16 protein-coding genes are annotated in these 18,482 nt (G+C 44.7%); 12 read left to right on the forward strand and 4 right to left on the reverse strand.

Annotation, left to right across the window (positions count from 1 at the left end; translation table 11 throughout):
* The first annotated feature begins 169 nt into the window (after window positions 1–169).
* The 9 genes from AJE_RS00405 (at window position 170) to AJE_RS00445 (ending at window position 12,103) form a co-directional block, all read left to right on the forward strand.
* On the forward strand, window positions 170–487 hold the full coding sequence (locus AJE_RS00405) for a hypothetical protein (RefSeq protein ID WP_008949170.1): 318 nt from the start codon (window positions 170–172) through the stop codon (window positions 485–487).
* A 113-nt stretch (window positions 488–600) separates the two neighbouring features.
* Window positions 601–1,299, forward strand: coding sequence for an SIR2 family NAD-dependent protein deacylase (locus tag AJE_RS00410; RefSeq protein WP_237709269.1), 699 nt, complete (start codon window positions 601–603; stop codon window positions 1,297–1,299).
* Between the two features lie 102 nt (window positions 1,300–1,401).
* On the forward strand, window positions 1,402–1,965 hold the full coding sequence (locus AJE_RS00415) for a hypothetical protein (RefSeq protein WP_008949172.1): 564 nt from the start codon (window positions 1,402–1,404) through the stop codon (window positions 1,963–1,965).
* A gap of 22 nt (window positions 1,966–1,987) precedes the next feature.
* Complete coding sequence (locus AJE_RS00420; RefSeq protein WP_008949173.1) at window positions 1,988–3,070, forward strand: hypothetical protein; 1,083 nt, start codon at window positions 1,988–1,990, stop codon at window positions 3,068–3,070.
* Window positions 3,071–3,347: 277 nt separating this feature from the next.
* Window positions 3,348–6,752 (forward strand): type I restriction endonuclease subunit R, encoded by a 3,405-nt coding sequence (locus AJE_RS00425; RefSeq protein WP_039927835.1) that lies wholly within the window; start codon window positions 3,348–3,350, stop codon window positions 6,750–6,752.
* A 2-nt stretch (window positions 6,753–6,754) separates the two neighbouring features.
* Window positions 6,755–8,602, forward strand: a complete 1,848-nt coding sequence (locus tag AJE_RS00430) for a DNA recombination protein RmuC (RefSeq protein ID WP_008949175.1) — start codon at window positions 6,755–6,757, stop codon at window positions 8,600–8,602.
* On the forward strand, window positions 8,603–10,207 hold the full coding sequence (locus AJE_RS00435) for a type I restriction-modification system subunit M (protein ID WP_008949176.1): 1,605 nt from the start codon (window positions 8,603–8,605) through the stop codon (window positions 10,205–10,207). It begins immediately after the preceding gene.
* Complete coding sequence (locus AJE_RS00440; protein WP_008949177.1) at window positions 10,204–11,373, forward strand: restriction endonuclease subunit S; 1,170 nt, start codon at window positions 10,204–10,206, stop codon at window positions 11,371–11,373. The genes AJE_RS00435 and AJE_RS00440 overlap by 4 nt, the downstream gene beginning before the upstream one ends.
* 19 nt (window positions 11,374–11,392) lie before the next feature.
* Window positions 11,393–12,103: an HNH endonuclease signature motif containing protein gene (locus AJE_RS00445; RefSeq protein WP_008949178.1), complete on the forward strand. Its 711-nt coding sequence runs from the start codon at window positions 11,393–11,395 to the stop codon at window positions 12,101–12,103.
* A 94-nt stretch (window positions 12,104–12,197) separates the two neighbouring features.
* Here the strand turns inward: AJE_RS00445 and tnpC are convergent, their stop codons facing one another.
* The 3 genes from tnpC to tnpA are packed head-to-tail and all read right to left on the reverse strand — an operon-like array spanning window position 12,198 to window position 14,498.
* A complete protein-coding gene (gene tnpC / locus AJE_RS00450) occupies window positions 12,198–13,727 on the reverse strand; it encodes an IS66 family transposase (RefSeq protein ID WP_039927826.1) in 1,530 nt (509 codons plus the stop codon).
* Window positions 13,728–13,776: 49 nt separating this feature from the next.
* Complete coding sequence (gene tnpB / locus AJE_RS00455) at window positions 13,777–14,124, reverse strand: IS66 family insertion sequence element accessory protein TnpB (RefSeq protein WP_008606915.1); 348 nt, start codon at window positions 14,122–14,124, stop codon at window positions 13,777–13,779.
* Window positions 14,121–14,498 (reverse strand): IS66-like element accessory protein TnpA, encoded by a 378-nt coding sequence (gene tnpA / locus AJE_RS00460; RefSeq protein ID WP_008606916.1) that lies wholly within the window; start codon window positions 14,496–14,498, stop codon window positions 14,121–14,123. The genes tnpB and tnpA overlap by 4 nt, the downstream gene beginning before the upstream one ends.
* Before the next feature lie 223 nt (window positions 14,499–14,721).
* On the opposite strand from tnpA, the gene AJE_RS00465 reads away from it, so the two are divergent.
* The 3 genes from AJE_RS00465 to AJE_RS18350 are packed head-to-tail and all read left to right on the forward strand — an operon-like array spanning window position 14,722 to window position 17,330.
* Entirely contained in the window at window positions 14,722–15,615 is an 894-nt protein-coding gene (locus AJE_RS00465) for an ATP-binding protein (RefSeq protein ID WP_008949180.1), read from the forward strand.
* 12 nt (window positions 15,616–15,627) lie between these two features.
* Window positions 15,628–16,935, forward strand: a complete 1,308-nt coding sequence (locus AJE_RS00470; RefSeq protein WP_008949181.1) for a hypothetical protein — start codon at window positions 15,628–15,630, stop codon at window positions 16,933–16,935.
* On the forward strand, window positions 16,932–17,330 hold the full coding sequence (locus AJE_RS18350; RefSeq protein ID WP_138984168.1) for a hypothetical protein: 399 nt from the start codon (window positions 16,932–16,934) through the stop codon (window positions 17,328–17,330). The genes AJE_RS00470 and AJE_RS18350 overlap by 4 nt, the downstream gene beginning before the upstream one ends.
* On the opposite strand, the gene AJE_RS00475 is transcribed toward AJE_RS18350, so the two are convergent.
* Entirely contained in the window at window positions 17,230–18,417 is a 1,188-nt protein-coding gene (locus AJE_RS00475) for an IS4 family transposase (protein ID WP_083216315.1), read from the reverse strand. The genes AJE_RS18350 and AJE_RS00475 overlap by 101 nt on opposite strands.
* Between the last annotated feature and the right edge of the window lie 65 nt (window positions 18,418–18,482).

An 18,482-nucleotide genomic window follows, 5' to 3' on the forward strand; every position in this document is an offset into this window, starting at 1 on the left:
TGTAGCGACAGGACGTAATGTGTCGCTGTAGTTAACACTTCTGGTGTGAATTGCGGTTGATAAAGGGGTAGGTGCCGGATGCACCAACACGGAACAGGACAGGGCATGATGCCGATAATATTACAGGTAAGTTTGGGCAGGGATGCCAAACGCATTACAGGAGGCGACCATGAATATGCTGCAACAGGATCTGTTTTTAATTACGCTGGAATCGCAATTCCGTGACATCTTTCAAACCAGTAAGGCTGGTAGAGATAATAGTGAACAGCGGCTGCGGGCTCAGGGTTTTATCCATGCTGGTGAACTGTTAGAGCTTTGTACACGCCAACAGGTACAGCAGTTAATGGAGCGAGTGCATCTGGAGGTATTTGGTATTCACATTAGTGAGCGGCAACCTGCCGAGGCCCGGCGTCGGCAACAGGCATTACAGCTTGGCGATTATGATTACTTTGATGAGCCGGCATTTATTCGATCACAGCGAGAGTAAAGCACTGAAGCCAACAACAATAGATAAACTGCGACTTATTTTGTCGTAGTAAGAGGTTAGACTGCTGTCACGATTAACTCCATCGTTTGATATAGCGTTTATTTAATGAGCAGGTGAGTACATTGAATCAGCAAGCAATCAAAATCGTGATTATCAGTGGTGCCGGTATCAGCGCTGAGAGTGGCTTAGCGACCTTTCGCGATCCCGATGGCTTATGGCAGCAATATGATCTGGAAGACCTAGCCACACCACAAGCCTTTGCGCGTAACCCCGCATTAGTGCATCGCTTTTATAATTCGCGGCGCATACAAGCAGCGAAAGCCGAGCCCAATGCAGCGCATTTAGCCATTGCCAAGTTAGAGCAAGCCTTTAACGTGGTGGTGGTAACGCAGAATGTCGATGATTTGCATGAGCGGGCAGGGTCGAGCAAGGTGCTGCATTTGCATGGCAAATTAAATGAAGCGCGCAGCAGCAAAAATCCAAATCTGATTGAAGTTATCGGTCAGCGCGAATTAAAAGTGGGAGAGCTCGCCGCTGATGGCTCAGCGCTGCGCCCTAATATCGTATGGTTTGGCGAAGATGTGCCAGCTATGCAGCCTGCCATTAGAGAGATCAAAAGTGCTGATAAAATTCTGGTTGTAGGAACTTCGCTGCAAGTTTATCCGGCTGCCTCATTACTATTTTACGCACGGGATGATGCAGAGAAAGTCCTTATTAACTTGGAAGCCACTGATACTGATGCCGGGTATCAATTTATTCAAGGAAAAGCGGCTACGGAAGTTCCGAAGTTAGTAAAGAAGTGGTTAGGCTGATTGCAAATTAATTTCAGTTTCTCTAAAGTTCTAGCCGTTGCTCAGTTCAGCTGGGATAAGAGCATTTAGTAGCCGATACTTCGGGTGTTTAAAAGGATTTAAATGAAAGTCTATCAAATTTATGACGTTTGGATGGCGCTTCGAAAAGCCGGGGCTAACCTGTTAATTTTAAGCGTTATTGCAAGTTTTATCTGCTACCTGTTCGATTTGCTGCAATTTTTGCCGCTGATCCTGTTAGTGATCTTAATCCAAAGCACAATTATCTATCGGGCAAATCATCTTTATAAAATTGATCAGGTAACTCAAACCTTTACCTTTCCAGCAAGTGATCTTGAAAACAGTATTCTGGCCATTGTGTTAATGCAGCCGTACTGGAATTTGATGCGACGAAAATCGGTACCACTTTCTACAATTGAGAATCTGTATCTAGATACTCAGCGCTGGAACACTAAGCAGCAAGTTGTTACTGGAACAACTGCCAAAGGGAAGACAAAATTCAAACAAACTACTAAAAAGCATGTTCGATATTGCCTGAATGTAGCTGGTGCTTTTGGTTCAGCGAATCTTGATTTTCTAAGTCGTCAAAAGCGCGATGAGGTACGCAACGCGTTACAGCAAAGTGTTAAAAATGCCTCCATAGATAGCAAAGTTTCTGAGATGGCATAATTTTTAAGCAACAAGGATGTTTATGAAAGTATTACGTTTTATTGTTTTTATCATATTCTTTTTAGGCTCCGGCGTTTTCCTGTTACCACTGGCGTATGATTCGGTATTGTTTTTAGTGCACCAACATGCAAGTGAAGCTATTGCTCGAGTACATCTACGTTTTGTACCAGACAAAGAGTTCAATATTCACCTTAAAGCTGCGCTAGAGGAAAATGAAATTGAGCTTGCTAATATTATCCGTGAAATTGGCACAGAGCAGGGTATCGAATTTGAACCCGCTCTTATCAGCCAGCTTGATAAAGAGAATGGTTCCTGGCAAACGGTCTCACGCAACAGTCGTAAGGTTTTAGAGGGAGCTAAAACAGGCGAAATTACTTCAGGATATGCAATGGCTGGTGCTTTGGGCTCTGATCTATTTGGCATATCGGATTTTCGCGATCTAGCAAATGAATTCCAAGCTTATCCGGATTACAACTCCTTTAACGTGAGCTTGTCCCTAGTCGGCGTGGTTGGCACCGCATTGACTGTATCGGCAATTTTTAATGGTGGTAGTAGCGCTGTAGCCGGCGTGCCTCTAAGATCTTCTGTTACTGCCATAAAAGGAGCCAAAAAAGCCGGTAAATTATCAAAGAAACTTGAGAAATTTGTCTCAGGTCATCTGGACAACATCGTAGATAAAAATGCCGTTGACGAACTAGCTCTCGCTTTTAAAAAAATCGACATTGACTCAATCAATAAAAAGCAAGCCGATGAATTGCTTGAACTTAGCAAAAAGTCAGTCAACATTAAGGCTCTTGAACCTTTAGCTTCCGGTGTTGATGATCTGCGAGTTATCAGCGGTAGTTCCGGATTTCTGGGACTTTCACGAACCCTAGCTATTGCAGATGACTTTAACGATACCGCCCGTTTGTCAAAACTTGCTAAAGCTACGAAAAGCCGCTACGCAGGCTACATCACTCTGGCTCCGAAGTTGGCAAAATCTATCACTAAAGCACTGCGCATATTGCTTGAGGCTATTGCAACCCTTATTAGCGCCGTGATTTGGTTGTTGGGGTTAGTTTGGTATCTCTTCAGCGCAGTAAGGCTAGTTTTCAGGCGGACATAGTTTTTAGGTACTATGAAATTAATAAACATATGCACAAAGCTTGTAGATTAAGCGCTTATAATCATAATGCTTGTTTTTCATTTAGAAACATTGATTAGCTTAGCACGATTAAAAATTTATCTGCCACTAAAGAGACGCCCAAACTGTACAACAATGACTAATAAGGGTAAATTCAGTAGCAATCGCTAATTCAGGGACGAACTGATTTGTGCGGCAGTTTACAGTACATAACTTAAGCTAATGCCCAAGCCGACAGTAACAGGGAAAAATGCAAAAGATGATATCAACAAATTTTGAATTTTTAAGGCCGGAAAACGACAACCTGGCAAACCTGTGCGCCTTAGCTGAAGCAGTGTTGTATATCGATCCGGGTAGCACATTAGTGCGCCTGCGTAGCTTTGCTGAAGAACTTACCAAAACCATTTATAAAGAAGAATTGCTGCCGCGTATGCCGCAGGCAAGTTTTTATGAACTGCTAAAAAGCCCCGTTTTTGAAGATTGTGTAAGTAAATCCCTCATCTACCAAATTAACTTTATAAGGGTTAAAGGCAACGATACCGCCCACGGTGCTGAAGGGGAGTTACAAAATGCACAAATGGCACTGCGTACGGCTCATCAACTGGCCATTTACCTGGCGGTAAAATATTACAGTAAAGATCAAAATCAAATACCCGGCTTTGCCGAGGTACCGGATCCGAGCAAAACACTTAATCAGCTGCAAAAAACGGTATTTGAGTACGAAAAAGAGCTGAAAAAGCAGCAAGAAGATCTGGAAAAGGTTTTTGAAAAACTGGATGCCGAACGCGCTAAAAATGCCGATAAAATTGGCTTACCGCCTAAACCTGTACTGCAACAGCAGAAGCAGCAAAGCCAGCAAGTGGCTGATAGCCTGCAGTGGAGTGAAGCAAAAACCCGGGCATTAATGATCGATGCCATGCTATTACAAGCAGGTTGGGATGTCTCTGATCCGGAAAAGGTTGGGCAAGAAGTTGAGGTCGACTTTCCCAATAACCCAAGTGGCAAAGGCTTTGTCGATTATGTGTTGTGGGCTGACAACGGCCAGCCATTGGCGGTAGTCGAGGCGAAAAAGTCGGGTAACACCAGTTTACAGGCTGGGCGTGAGCAGGCGCGCATGTATGCAGACTCACTTGAACGAATGGGGTATCAACGGCCGGTTATCTTTTATACCAATGGTTATGAAACCTTTATCTGGGATGATACCCAATATAATACCTACCGGCCGGTATATGGCTTTTATAGCAAAGACAGCCTAGATTATTTGATTTACCAGCGAAACTACCGCGCTGCAGAGTTAGAGCGATTTAACCCAGATTTAAATATCGCCGATCGGCCTTATCAAATTGAAGCGATAAAAACCGTAGCCGAACATTTTCAGAACCAGCGACGTAAAGCATTAATCATTCAGGCTACTGGCACAGGCAAAACCCGTGTTGCCATTGCTCTGGCAGAATTATTACTTAGAACCGGTTGGGCCAAACGTGTGCTGTTCCTCTGTGATCGCAAAGAGTTACGGGTACAAGCTGACGATGCATTTAAACAAAACTTACCCTCAGAGCCACGCTGTGTCATTGGCGAAACGAATAAAATAGATCAAAGCGCCAGGGTATATATCGCTACTTACCCTGGCATGATGAACCGTTTCGCCCAGCTGGATGTTGGTTTTTTTGACCTTATCATTGCTGATGAGTCACATCGTAGTATTTACAATAAATACCGCGACTTATTCGAGTACTTTGATGCGTTACAGGTTGGCTTAACCGCAACGCCAGTGAAGTTTATTAGCCGCAATACATTTGATATTTTTGATTGCGAAGCCACCGATCCTACCTTTGAGTTTGGCTTGGATGCCGCTATTAATAATGAGCCACCTTATCTGGTGCCGTTTCGGGTAAAAGATCTTACTACGGATTTTTTGCGTGACGGTATTCACTATAGCCAGCTAACTACAGAGCAACAGCGTCAATTAGAAGAAGATTTGGGCGAAGACGAAGCGCGAAAAACAACCATAGCGGGTAAAGATATCGGCCGGAAAATTTTCAGTGAAGATACGGATCGTATCATTCTTGAAAACCTGATCAACAATGGCATCAAAGATGAAACCGGCTCCCTGGTTGGGAAAACCATTATTTTTGCCCAGCGCCAAGACCATGCTGAACATTTAGCCAAGTTATTCTGTGAAAAGTTATATCCACAATATGGCGCAAAGGTTTGCAAGGTTATCCATAACGATATTCCGCATGTTGAAAGTTTAATTAAAGAGTTTAAAAAGGCCGATAACGATTTTCGCATCGCCATTTCGGTAGATATGCTCGATACCGGCATCGACGTACCCGAGGTAGTCAACCTGGTTTTTGCTAAACCGGTTAAAAGCTGGGTGAAGTTCTGGCAAATGATTGGCCGTGGCACTCGGTTGCGGCAAAATTTGTTTGGCCCGGGTAAGCACAAAACAGAATTTCTGATTTTCGACCATTACGGCAACTTTGAGTTTTTCGAGCAGGAATATCAGGAGCCTGAAGATACCGGTGGAAAATCTTTACTACAATCCACCTTCGAAGCACGTTTAACGCTGGCACAGGCGGCATTAAAACATAATCATGCCGAAGCATTTGATGCCGCAGTGGCCTTGTTGCGGGCAGATATCAATGATCTACCCGATAACAGTGTCGCAGTTAGGCGGAAATTGCGTATCGTTCATCAACTACAACAAACCGATTTACTAAACAAGCTGGATGCGAAAACCCTGCATCTGTTGCTAAACGACATTGCTCCCTTAATGTCGGCTCGCGTACTGCGTGATAAGCATGCAACGCAGTTAGATAAATTGATGGCCACTATAGAGCGCTGCATGGTAGAGCAAGCCAGCTGCTTCGCAGATGGCCGCAACGAATTATTAGCTGATCTGGATAAATTGGCCGTCAATATTCAGGCTGTGCGGCAAAAAGATGAAATTATTGCCAAAGTACGCAGTGGCGCATTCTGGCAAAACCCCAGTATTCCTTCGCTAGAACATGTTCGGGAAGAGTTGCGTGGCATTATGAAGTACCGCCAACCAGGCACCGGCCCGTTTTATGAAACTGCCACAACCCGCACCCTGGATGGTGGGATAAAAGAAGCTGTGCGAGAAGTGAAAATTGCTGGTGCAGACGAGGCCATGTTATACCGGCGAAGGCTAAAAACCATTTTAGAGCAAATGATTGCCGCTAACCCGACATTGCAAAAAATCCGTAAAGGCGAGCCTATTGCTGAGCACGAGCTGCAAAGCCTTACCTCAACCATACTCACCAGCCACCCAGGCGTCAGCCTTGAAGTGCTAAACGAGTTTTATGGCAGAACCGCCAAAGAGCTGCATATCACAGTACGGGAAATGATTGGGGTAGATGTGCAAGCCATAGAGGAACACTTTAAACGGTTCCTGCACAGCCACCCGAGCTTAACAGCAAAGCAGGTAAATTTTATGAACCTGCTGAAAACCTATATCGCGCAGCATGGCAGTATTGTCATTGAAAAGCTGTATGACGCCCCCTTTACTGCTGTATCGCACGAGGGTATCGATGGCGTATTTGCTGCTGACGACATTACCGATTTAATTTCTGTGCTTAAACCCTTTATGCAAACTGTACCGCCAATAACATCAAACCAACCTATCGCTTCACAGGAGTGACAATGCAGAGTATTGAATGGACAACAAGCCTGATCGTAATGGCAGTTATTGCCGCCATAGTGTTACTGGCGCTGGGATATTTTATCGCCAAAGCAGTTGCTAGCAGTATGGTTGCCGCATTAAACGCGCAGTTGCAGCAAGCCCAACAAGCAATGGAGCAAGCCAATAGCCAAAACCAGCAGCTACAGCTAAAACTGGGCCAGGCAGATGATGCGCTGCGGCAAAAAGAGCTATCAGAAAGCAAGCTACAAACCCAGCTCACAGCAGCAGATGCCACCGAGCAGCGTTTAACCGCAGAGCTTGGTGACCGTAAAAATGAATTCAACAATCAAAGTCAGGTATTAGAAGTTGTAAGAGCGCAGCATCATAATGCGGAGAAACTGTTGGAAACGGCGCAGGCAGATAACCGCAGTCTTAAAGAGCAGGTTCAGGAGTTACGTAGCCGCTTAGATAAATCGGAGCAGGGTTTGCAGCAAGAGCGGTTACAAGTAAATCAGCTAAAAGATTTATTGGCGGAAGAGGGCAAAGCAACGGAGTCCTTGAGTAGTAAATTGGAAGAAGCTCGAAAACATTTCGCAGAACAAAGAGAAAGCCTGATGGCAGAAAAACAGCGGAATGAAACGTTACAAGCTGAACATCAAGCTTTGGTGAAAGCACATACTCAACTTAAAACAGAATTAGACGAACGAGAAGCTAGCCATGCTCGTGAAGTAGCCAATTTTGAGAAGCAGAAGCAGAGCTTAGCTGAGCAATTTAAAGTTCTGTCGAATGAAATATTAGAAGCTAAGACTAAGTCATTGCAGGAAAGCAGCAAGCTGACGTTAAGTTCGGTTATGAGTCCATTTCAACAGTCAATTGATAGCTTCAAAAAAGAAGTACAGGAAATACATCACCGTGAAACTACGCAGCAAGGTGAGTTGCGCAAAGAGCTGGAGTCACTGAAAGAACTTAATCAGAAAATCACCACAGAAGCGCATGAGCTATCAACGGCTTTGCGTGGACAGAAAAAATTACAAGGAAATTGGGGTGAATTGGTTCTTGAGAACGTGCTGGATCGTTCGGGCTTGCAGCTTGGAAAAGATTATCAACGTGAAGTTAGTTTTACTTCGGAAGAGGGCCGTCAAAGGCCTGATGCCGTGGTGTATTTGCCACAGGGCAGGCACTTGATCATTGATGCCAAAGTGTCACTTAATGCTTATACTCGCTTTGTTAATTCGGAAGATGAACTAGAGCGGTCTCAAGCTTTAAAAGAGCATGTTCATGCTGTAGGTAGCCGCATTAAAGAGTTAGCTGATCGCAATTATTACAAGCTGCCAGGCTTAAACTCGCCAGAAATGGTATTTATGTTTATCCCGATTGAATCTGCATTTGTTGAAGCACTAAAAGCTGACGAAACATTGTTCCAACAGGCGATAGAAAATAATGTTTTGGTTGCAACCCCAACCACATTACTTACCAGTCTAAACATAGTGCGTCAGTTATGGCGCTATGAAGATCAAAATAAACACACTGCAGCTTTAGCAAACAAAGCGGAAGCCGTATTTAAAAAATTAAACACCTTTCTGGGAAGCTTTGAACGGATTAAGAAAGGTTTGGATACGGCTTCTGATGCTTATTCCATGGCCGAAAATCAACTGGTTAGTGGTAAGGGTAACTTGGTGAAGCAAGTCGGCGAGTTTAAGAATCTTGCACCGGCTATCAGAGGTGAACTTCCAAGCTATTTTGCCGATAAGGCGGCGCTTGAAATCGACTTTATTGCAGCAGATCAAATGCTGATTAATGAGACACAATCCGAAATTAAGGATGCCAGTGCTGATAACATCCAAGAAACCGAAATTGAGAACAACTAAATGCTAACAGGCCAAATTCGTAATGATATCGACAAACTTTGGGAAAAGTTTTGGACAGGCGGTATCACTAACCCATTAACGGTAATTGAGCAAATCAGCTATCTGATGTTTGCCCGCATGCTCGACATGCAGGAAGACATGGCTGAGCGCAAAGCTAACCGTACGGGTAATGCCTTTTCTCGCATTTTTCCAAATACTCCTGAGGGGCAATTGCTGCGCTGGAAAAACTTTAAGCAAAAAAGTGGTAAAGAGCTGCAGAGCCATTTAAAGCAGCAGGTGTTTCCGTTTTTTGCCACCCTGGGTAAAAAGTCAGATCAGCAAGATGGCCTGGGTGAAGAGGGTAGTGCCATAGAAGCGCTGGGCCATATTGGTGAATATATGCAAGATGCCGATCTCGAAATTAAAAATGAATCGGTACTATCCAGCGCAATATCCATGGTTGATGCGTTGCCGCTTACACAAAGCGATGTAAAGGGTGATATTTACGAGTATCTGTTAAGCAAGCTAACGACCGCCGGCATTAACGGCCAGTTTCGTACCCCAAGGCATATTATTGATGCCATGATCGAGCTGATGGATCCGCAACCAACCGATGTTATCTGCGACCCGTCATGCGGCACGGCAGGCTTTTTAGCCCGCACTATGGAATATTTAAACCGCGTGTATTCCAGCGAAGCAGGCACCTTTACCGATGAAGACGGCAATAAGCACTATACCGGTGATAAGTTAGAGCCGTATCGCGATCATATTAACAAGCAAATGTTTTGGGGCTTTGACTTCGACACCACCATGCTGCGCGTATCCAGCATGAACATGGCGCTGCACGGCGTTAACGGTGCCAATATTCTGTATCAGGACAGCTTAAGCAAGTCGATTAAAGAGAATTACCCTCGGCAGGAAGAAAACTTCTTCGACGTAATTCTGGCCAACCCGCCATTTAAAGGCAGCCTGGACGAAACCAATACCAACCCTGATGTATTGGGCCTGGTTAAAACCAAAAAGACTGAGCTGCTGTTCGTTGCGCATATTTTGCGCTCACTTAAACTAGGTGGCCGGGCAGCAGTGATTGTGCCCGATGGCGTACTTTTCGGCTCATCTAAAGCGCACCAACAGCTGCGCCAGGCGCTTATTGAAAATAACCAGCTGGAAGGCATTATTAGCCTGCCAAGCGGTGTGTTTAAACCCTACGCTGGGGTAAGCACCGCGATTCTGCTCTTTACCAAAGGCGGCACGACTGAACGGGTATGGTTTTACGATTTACAAGCCGATGGCTATTCGCTGGACGACAAACGCACCGAGCTAAAAGGCGAGGGCAGTAACGACCTGCCCGATGCCATTACCAAGTGGAAGCAATACCGCCAGCTGGTAGAAGCGAATGCACCTGCTGCGGATATTCAGCAAGCCTTTGGCGATAAAACGCAAAAAGCCTTTGTAGTTGCGGCCGAGGCTATTAAAGCGCAAAAATTTGACCTGTCCATAAACCGCTATAAAGAAGTGGTATACGCCGAACAGCAGTATGAAGACCCTAAGCTCATTCTGAAAAAGCTTAAAGCGCTGGAAAGCGAGATTATGGCAGATTTAGACGAGCTGGAGGCTATGCTGTGAGTTGGCCGATGGTTAAATTAGGAGACTTAGTTTCTATAAAAGGAGGTGGTACTCCAAGTAAAAGTGATAGTAGTTTTTGGGGAGGTGACATACCTTGGGCTTCTGTTAAAGACCTAAAAGGAAGTCGTATTTCGGTAACTGAGGACACTATCAATGATTTGGGTGTCAAAAATTCAGCTACAAATATTATTCCTGCTGGAACGATTATTACTGCAACTCGAATGGCTTTAGGAAGATTCGCTATCAATACTGTTGATATGGCAATCAACCAAGATTTAAAGGCTTTATTTGTTAATGACCATACTGAAATATCAAGCGATTACCTGTTTAGGTTTCTTGAGTCTAAAGCTCAATACATCGAGGGTGAGGGCAAAGGGGCAACTGTAAAAGGTATAACTCTCGATTTTCTTAAATCTATTGATGTGCCACTCCCACCACTAGCCGAGCAAAAACGTATTGCCGCGATTCTGGACAAAGCCGACGCCATCCGCCGCAAACGCCAACAAGCCATTCAACTCGCCGACGACTTCCTCCGCGCCGTGTTTTTGGAGATGTTTGGTGATCCGGTGACGAATCCGAAGGGGTGGGGGGTTAAAACGTTAGGTGAAATAACTACATTTGAAAATGGCGACCGTTCTTCCAACTATCCGAGTGGTGATGAAATTGTTCAAAGTGGTGTGCTTTTCCTTAGCACCAAAAATATTGTCGCAGATGCTCTGGATTTGAGAACAAAACAGTTTATTACCGAGGAAAAATATAACTCTCTATCGAGAGGTAAAGCTCAAAAAGGTGATTTGATTATTACCTTACGTGGCACATTGGGAGCATGCTGTATTTTCGATTGTGCTTATGACAAAGCCTTTATAAATGCCCAGATGATGATTATTCGACCTACTAAACAAGTTGTAGTTGGCTTCCTTCATGACTTTTTAGTATCTGGAACAATGAAATCTCACTTTCAAAGAATCGGACAAGGTGCAGCGGTTCCTCAACTTACAGCGAAGCAATTTAAAGAACTGTTGATTCCTTTACCAACATTAGAATTGCAATTTAAGTATGACAAAATCAGAAGTTTCGTAATTTCAACTATTGAGAAATTATCTGGCGCAGAAGATGAAAAACTTTTTAATTCACTAAGCCAAAAAGCCTTTTTCGGGCAGTTATAACAAATATAACAAGGATGTTATGAATACCGAACTTATCACCATAAACGACAAATACCTTTATGCCTTAAGTGCCGCGGCCGATTGGCTAACGGTATCGGAATGGGCACTAAAGGTATCGGAGTTATTCCCCGATTTACTGGCCAATGCCGACGCGCAGGCGTCTAAACAGAAAAACGACACTACAGGCCTTAGAGAAATTGCCGCTAGGCTAAGCTCTCGTATTTCCAGTGGTGGCTTTGGCAGCCAGATTGAAGTTGATGCCAGCGAGCGGCCCAAAAAGGTGCGGTTTTTAACCCCTAGCGAACAGCAGCAACATGAGGCGGAAGAGGTCGAAGAAGACTTAGCACCACTTCGCCGTATCGACATAATAAAGCGCGATAATGAACAACTAAGCGTGGCTGAGCAATACCGAATTGACGAGTTTGAAGCCATCAGTCGCCAGCTTAAAGCCTACTTTGGGCTAGATTTCGAGGTAGACCACGCAACAGCGCTGTTAAATGCCAAAACACCGGGCAAACACCACCCTGATAATTTGCAGCTATTATTAAAAGCGCATAACGCTAAAAAACACGCCAATAACTGGCCACGTTTTAGCTTTGACGAGCAAAAGCAGTACATTGAAGCCGCCATAACCCTACAAACCTTGGTTGCAGGCAGAATGGATGTTGAGGTAGAAACTCATGTAATGGAGTCACTTTTAAGCCGGTTAGAAGCGGTTTATGGGAGCTGAGGAAACAACATGCAGATAAAGGTAAGCGTCCGGCGATCACAGGTAGGTGTTCTAATTTAAGTGTCCACTTAATTTTTAGTGGACACTTAGTGTCTTAGATCGCATCACCTGGCTGGACAGATAAGTCGATGTTCCAGGGTAACAGTTCATCAATGCGGTTGATCGGATGATTACCGATACGTTTTAACACGGCAGTTAAATACGCATTGGGATTGATGCCATTGAGCTTGGCGGTGCCAAGTATCGAATACAGCACGGCGGCCCGTTCCCCTCCGCCAACAGAGCCGGCAAACAGGTAGTTTTTCCGACCCAGGGCGATGGGCCGTAATGACCGCTCCGCACTGTTGTTATCTATCTCAGCATAACCATTATCCACGTACGCCACCAACGCGTCCCATTGCTTTAGTGCATATTGGATAGCTTTAGACAACGCAGAGCCTTTTGATAAGGTGCGCAGGGTTGTCTGTAACCAGTTGTTAAACTGTACCAGGATAGGTTTTGCCTGCAGACTTCGCAGGCGCTGTCGTTCATCCGGTGGTTGCCCTCGCGCCTGTTTCTCAATCACATACAGTGATTGGATTATGGTCAGGGCTTCTTCTGCCAAGGGGGACGGGCCGGATTGGGTAATGTCATAGAACTTACGCCGCACATGGGCCCAACAACCATGCTGGGTGATGTGGTTTTGGTATAAGGCATTGTAACCGGCATAGGCATCAGCCTGCAGCGAACCTTTATACCCGGTTAAATGGGCAGTGGGGTGCAGACTTTTTCTATCTTCACTGTATTGCAGCCACACGGCAGGCGGTGTGGTATCGCCCCAGGAACGACCATCACGCACATACGTCCAATAGCGACCGGTTTGCGTGCGGCCTTTTCCTGGTGATAAGGTTGGCGCGGTCGTGTCATCCGCATAGATATGTTGACCGGCTTTGACATGGCGTCCAATCGCCTCAGCAAGGGGCGTTAATAATGCACCGGATTGACCAACCCAGTCTGCCAGCGTCGAGCGCTCGATATCAATGCCTTCCCGCTCCATCCGCTCAGCCTGACGGTACAGTGGTTGATGGTCGAGGTATTTATCGACAATCACTTGTGTCAGCAATGCTGCGCTGGCCAGGCCTTTTTTAATCACCCGCTCCGGAGCCTGACCTTGTACCAGCGTGTCGCAGTGCTGGCAGCTGAACTTAGGGCGTACAATGCGGATAACCCGATAAGATGCGGGTACGACATCCAACATTTCAGAGACATCCTCACCGATATGGGTTAATTCGCCCTGACATGCCGGACACTGGCAAGGTGCATCAACACGCTTTTCTTCACGTGGTAACTGTGCCGGTAAGGTCACACGACGACGCGCAGTGGCTTTCTCTTCGACAGCGCCATCGGTAAGTTTCGGTAAGGCGGCCGTCTGCATCTCCAGCTCTTCTAACTGCAATTCCAGTTGATGGATTTGCTTGTCCAGATGCTCCGAGGAACGACCAAAACGGGCGCGCTTTAATACAGCTAATTGATGGCGTAATGACGCAATAACCGTGTCTTGCTGGGCAAGCGTTTCCTGCAGTTGCAGGATAATCGCCTGCAACTGTTTCGGGTCATTGGGTAAGGTAGGTGCCAGCATTTTCATGCGGCGTATTATAGCAAAAAGCGATGGATAACTCATTGATTAATTGTATTTAAGCTGTGTTTTTTGGCGTATTTTTTCTGGCGGGCGGACGCCAGTCTAAGCCTTCAAGCAGTAGCGCTAACTCCGCTTGGGTTAAATGCACAGCACCGGATTTTGCGACAGGCCAGACGAACTGTCCCTGCTCAAGACGCTTGTAGAATAAACACAAGCCCTGACCATCCCACCACAGTAATTTCACCCGGTCACTACGCCGTCCGCGAAAGACAAACACATGACCACTGAAAGGGTCTTTTTGCAGGACGTGCTGCGCCATGGCAGCCAGGCCATCAAACCCTTTGCGCATATCGGTGAAACCCGCACACAGCCAGATACGCACATCACGCGATAACATCATCATGATAACGCTGCCACCAGTTGCGCTAACAGGGCCGGTGTCGCCTCGTGCAACATCAACTGATGACCACTTCGAAATGACACCGTGATGGCAGCTTTAGGCAAAACGGGGGCTGCTGCATTAGCCGGGCGGACGCTGACAGGTAGAAAAGCTGAAGCAGCTACAGGCGCATCCGGTTCACCTTTAGCGCGTCTGACCCACAAAGCCTGACCCGCCTCAGCTTCACGCATCCAGCGAAATACCTGGTTGGTGTTCACATCGTATTTGCGGGCTAATTCAGAAACGGACAGTGTACGCTCTTTGGATTCTCGGACAATCTGCCATTTAAACTCAGGGGAAAAGACCCGGCGCACATCGGGGTGTTTTAAAGCTGTCATTCATAAGTCCTCACAGTTGGCAACAGTGAGCACTATGATGCGTGATCAGTTAGCAAATAAAAGATGTGTTCGCCGGACGCTTACAGATAAAGTCTATCACCATCCAAAACTTTAAAGGTATCCTCCGCAAGGTTTACTTTCCTTAGGAAGCTGAGAAGATACTATTTAAAAATCATGAATTAAAAAATCAACATAGATAAACTAAATAAAAAGGAAGTTTTTTTTGAAGGAAAGTCTAATTAAATTTGATGTTCGCGAACCAAAAATATCTTTAGATAAGGATGTTATCCTTCCAGCACATACTAAGCGTATGTTCAATGAAGCTATTGGCGCACTTAAGCATCATAAAACTATTTATTCCGATTGGGGATTTGGCGAAGTAGATCCTCAAGGCAGGAATATGGTGCTAAATTTTTATGGCCCACCAGGTACTGGAAAAACAATGGCTGCGGAGGCGCTGGCGGGAATTTTAAACCGAAATTTTATCCACATAGGTATTTCTGAACTGGAAAGTAAATATGTAGGCGAAACTGCGAGAAATATATCAGCTGCATTTATGGAAGCCGCCATGGCTGGTGCTTTACTGTTTTTCGATGAAGCTGATACGTTATTGGGGGCGAGATTATCTTCAGTAACTCAAGGTATTGACAATGAAATAAATGCAATGCGCTCGACTTTATTAATCGAGTTAGAGCGTTTTGATGGGATCGTTGTTTTTGCTACAAATTTTGCTCGGAATTATGATGCAGCATTCGTAAGCAGAATTAGATATCACATAGAATTTTTATTGCCAGATCTTGAAGGGCGAAAAGCTCTTTATAAAAAAATGTTAGTACCAGGCATTCCTATCGTGGGTGAGCATCAAAGCTTGGTTCAAGAGTGTGCAGAATTATCTCATGGGTTATCAGGTCGAGAAATAAGAACTGTACTACGAACCGCTTTACCAAAAGCCTTAATTAACGGTGTTGAAGGCGCTACTCTTACCATTCAGCATTTAACCGACGCAATTAATGAAGTTATAAAATCAAAAAAAGACGTGGGTGTTCAAGGTCGGCAAGCAATGACAACCTCAGATATTACGATTAGCCAAAAATTATTAGGTCTTGAGAATAAATAAAGGAGTATGAATATGGGATTTTTTAGCGATTGTTTTAACGCAGTGTCTTCATTTGTGCATTCGGTAGCTAACACGGTTAGCCGGGGCTTTGAGAAAGCTAAAGAGATTGCAGGCAAAGCTCTTGGTTGGATGGCCGAAAATGCTGAAAGTTTTGTTGGTGGCGTCAAAAAAGTTTGGGCCGTAGCTAAACCTTATGTAGATAAATTTGCTGTTTTTCTAGAGGCGGCAGCGAAAGGTGCGCCTTACCCTTGGCTAAAAGCTGCGCTTTCCGGTTTATCAAAAGCCCTTGTGGCACTGACTGCGTTTGAAAATTCCCCAATAGCAAAAAAAATAGATGCTGCTATTAAATGGGCAATAGAAGTTGCAAAGCGCTGGCAGAAGCGTCGTGAGCAAAACGAAAATCAACAAAATGCAGAAAAGGAAAATGAAGAATTAAACGAAGCTGAATTTTCTGAAGCAAAACGCCATCAGGAGACTTTTCGAACTGCTGAGCGCGAATTTGCTGATAATGAAAATAGGCATTCATTTGAGCTTGCATCGGCATTAAATGATTATGAGATTTCTCGGATAGAACTGAAAAAGGCGTTACTAAAAACCCCTGATAATTTTGAACATTACCTTAGGTTGCGAGCAACTCAAAAGTTGCTGAATATGGCTGAAAAGAAATTTATTGCAGCGAAGACTCTCGATGACTTAAGTCTCGACGATTTATTTCTAGTTAGAATCGCGTCAGATCTTATTAAATCAAACCCCCAATTATCCAATGATGCGGCTATTCGATTGGATCGAATTTTAAAAGAAGTTTACGGTTGCGCATTAGCACCATTTGTATTCGAAGAACTTGTGGCCTCTTGGGCTCTTCGTTCAAAAGAACTGACAAATGAGTGGGAATTAGCTAGTAAGACTCTAGCCAAAGAAAAAATTCTACTTAAAAATCTGGTGCTGGCTAAAGATATTCAAGGCTCATTAGCTGCAGAAGAAGAAGTATTATTGATCCAACTACAAGCTGATATTCCAAAGAATCAAATAAATTTAGACTCTAAACTAAATGAATTGAACGGATTAAACCTATATGTTGGTGCAGTAGAGGGGTTTTTACAGCTTCTTGAGAAAGATGAACACCAGTTAGAAGCAGAAGGGCGAGATTACTTAATTGATGAAGGTGCTTCTGTGGGTACATTGCTAATAAGATGTGCCGAGCAAAACTTATCATTCCACTCATTAGACCCGGATGAACAAGCCTTAATTAATGATTATGCAAATATTTTTAAATCAGAGTCTGAGTTAAGAGTTGAACGAGTACTGGAGACAGTTGCATGATGTTGTCTGATTTTACTGGTTTTCTGTTCCCGGATTTCTCTGATCCGATTCAATCTGTATTTTTTTGTTTAATGGTTAGTTTGACCATTGGTATCATCATTTTCGCTCAAATATATGCTCGTGAAAATCAGTGGATAAAAAAGTGGACTGGTGAAGCAAATAGTGGTGCTGACAAAAATCTTGATATAGAACACGGAAGTGTTACTGATCTATCTCATGCGGTGGCTACTGCACCAGAAAAGCTAGCAGATGTCATGCCAGGGCTGAGGGATCCCCACAAATTGCTCCCCCATATTATCCACACTCTATCAGATCGTCCGGTGTCCAGCACCACTGAGCTATCCACTGCAAAATTTGCTTTAGCCCTTGCTGATAATATCGCCTACTTATATTAAGCTTTTGCTCTTTACAGAGCAGTATCCCAAGGGAACAAAGAGCGAGCACTCGTCTATGCTTAACGGTATTAGCCTGATAACGTCGTTGTAAGCCAGCCTTCTCACCCGCACTGCCAAGCAGGTAATGAAACCAGTTAGCCAGGGCTGCCAAGAGCAGTAAGATCTCCAAGCGTGATTTCTTGCGAGTACCATGTAGATCGCTACCTAACCCGTAACGGTGACTTTTTTGATCCCGGAAGCTTTCTTCTATCTGCATTCGGCAGCTATAGCATTTGGCAATTTTCTCGGCATATCCATGACTTTCTGGTAAAGAGGAAACTAATAGCCAAGGCTCTTTGTATTGCCTGTTTTTATCTCTTTTCAATAACTTGTAACCTTTTCCAACCAAAACAGCTTGTGTTTCATAGCTCTGAGATTGGGTGAGTAAGATGTTGCCGACATGCTTGGGCTTGGCTTTGGCCTTACGATAAAATTGGTTAACAGTGATAAACTCTTCCTGCTCTGCCACTTTCAGCTTCACATTCCCTCTGACTCTGGCGACATAATGCCAGCCGAATTCGCGTACTTGTTTTAACCAAGGCACTTTAAATCCGGCGTCTGTCACGATAATTGGCTTGCAGCCTTCTGGTAACATAGCTTTAAGTTGTTCTAAGAATGCCTGATGCAAACGGGGGCTGGTGTACTCTTCTTCAGCAGCGATTTTTTGCAACAACGTTAATGCTCTGCCGTCCGCAGCAATACTCGCTCGTAAAATAAAGTGACGCTTGGCGGTATCCGCATTACTCCAATCGACTAAAATCGTTGGATGGGAATGGGGGGTTACAACAGAAGCAGTCAACGCGGCATAAATCAATGGTAGCTCTCGTTGCAGATTGGCATTATTGAGTAATCTGTCGGCTCGCTTGATGCTGATTTTGTCTGAGGGCCCTGGCATAGCGCGACCAATTGCTGTAACGGTGCAACGAGCGTCTTTAGCAAGAGCAGTAACCGCATCTAACAAGACAGAAAATCTGGCTTTATGCATGGTTTTTGGGGTGACAAATCGGAGGAAATCAGCGAGCATAGTTTTAACATTCATGGCGAGCATCCGCGGTGTGGGATTTTTGGCGAATGATCAGATCGGGAACCGCCATGAATGTTCCCTAATCACCT

This window comes from Alishewanella jeotgali KCTC 22429 (genome assembly GCF_000245735.1).
Lineage (GTDB): Bacteria > Pseudomonadota > Gammaproteobacteria > Enterobacterales > Alteromonadaceae > Alishewanella > Alishewanella jeotgali.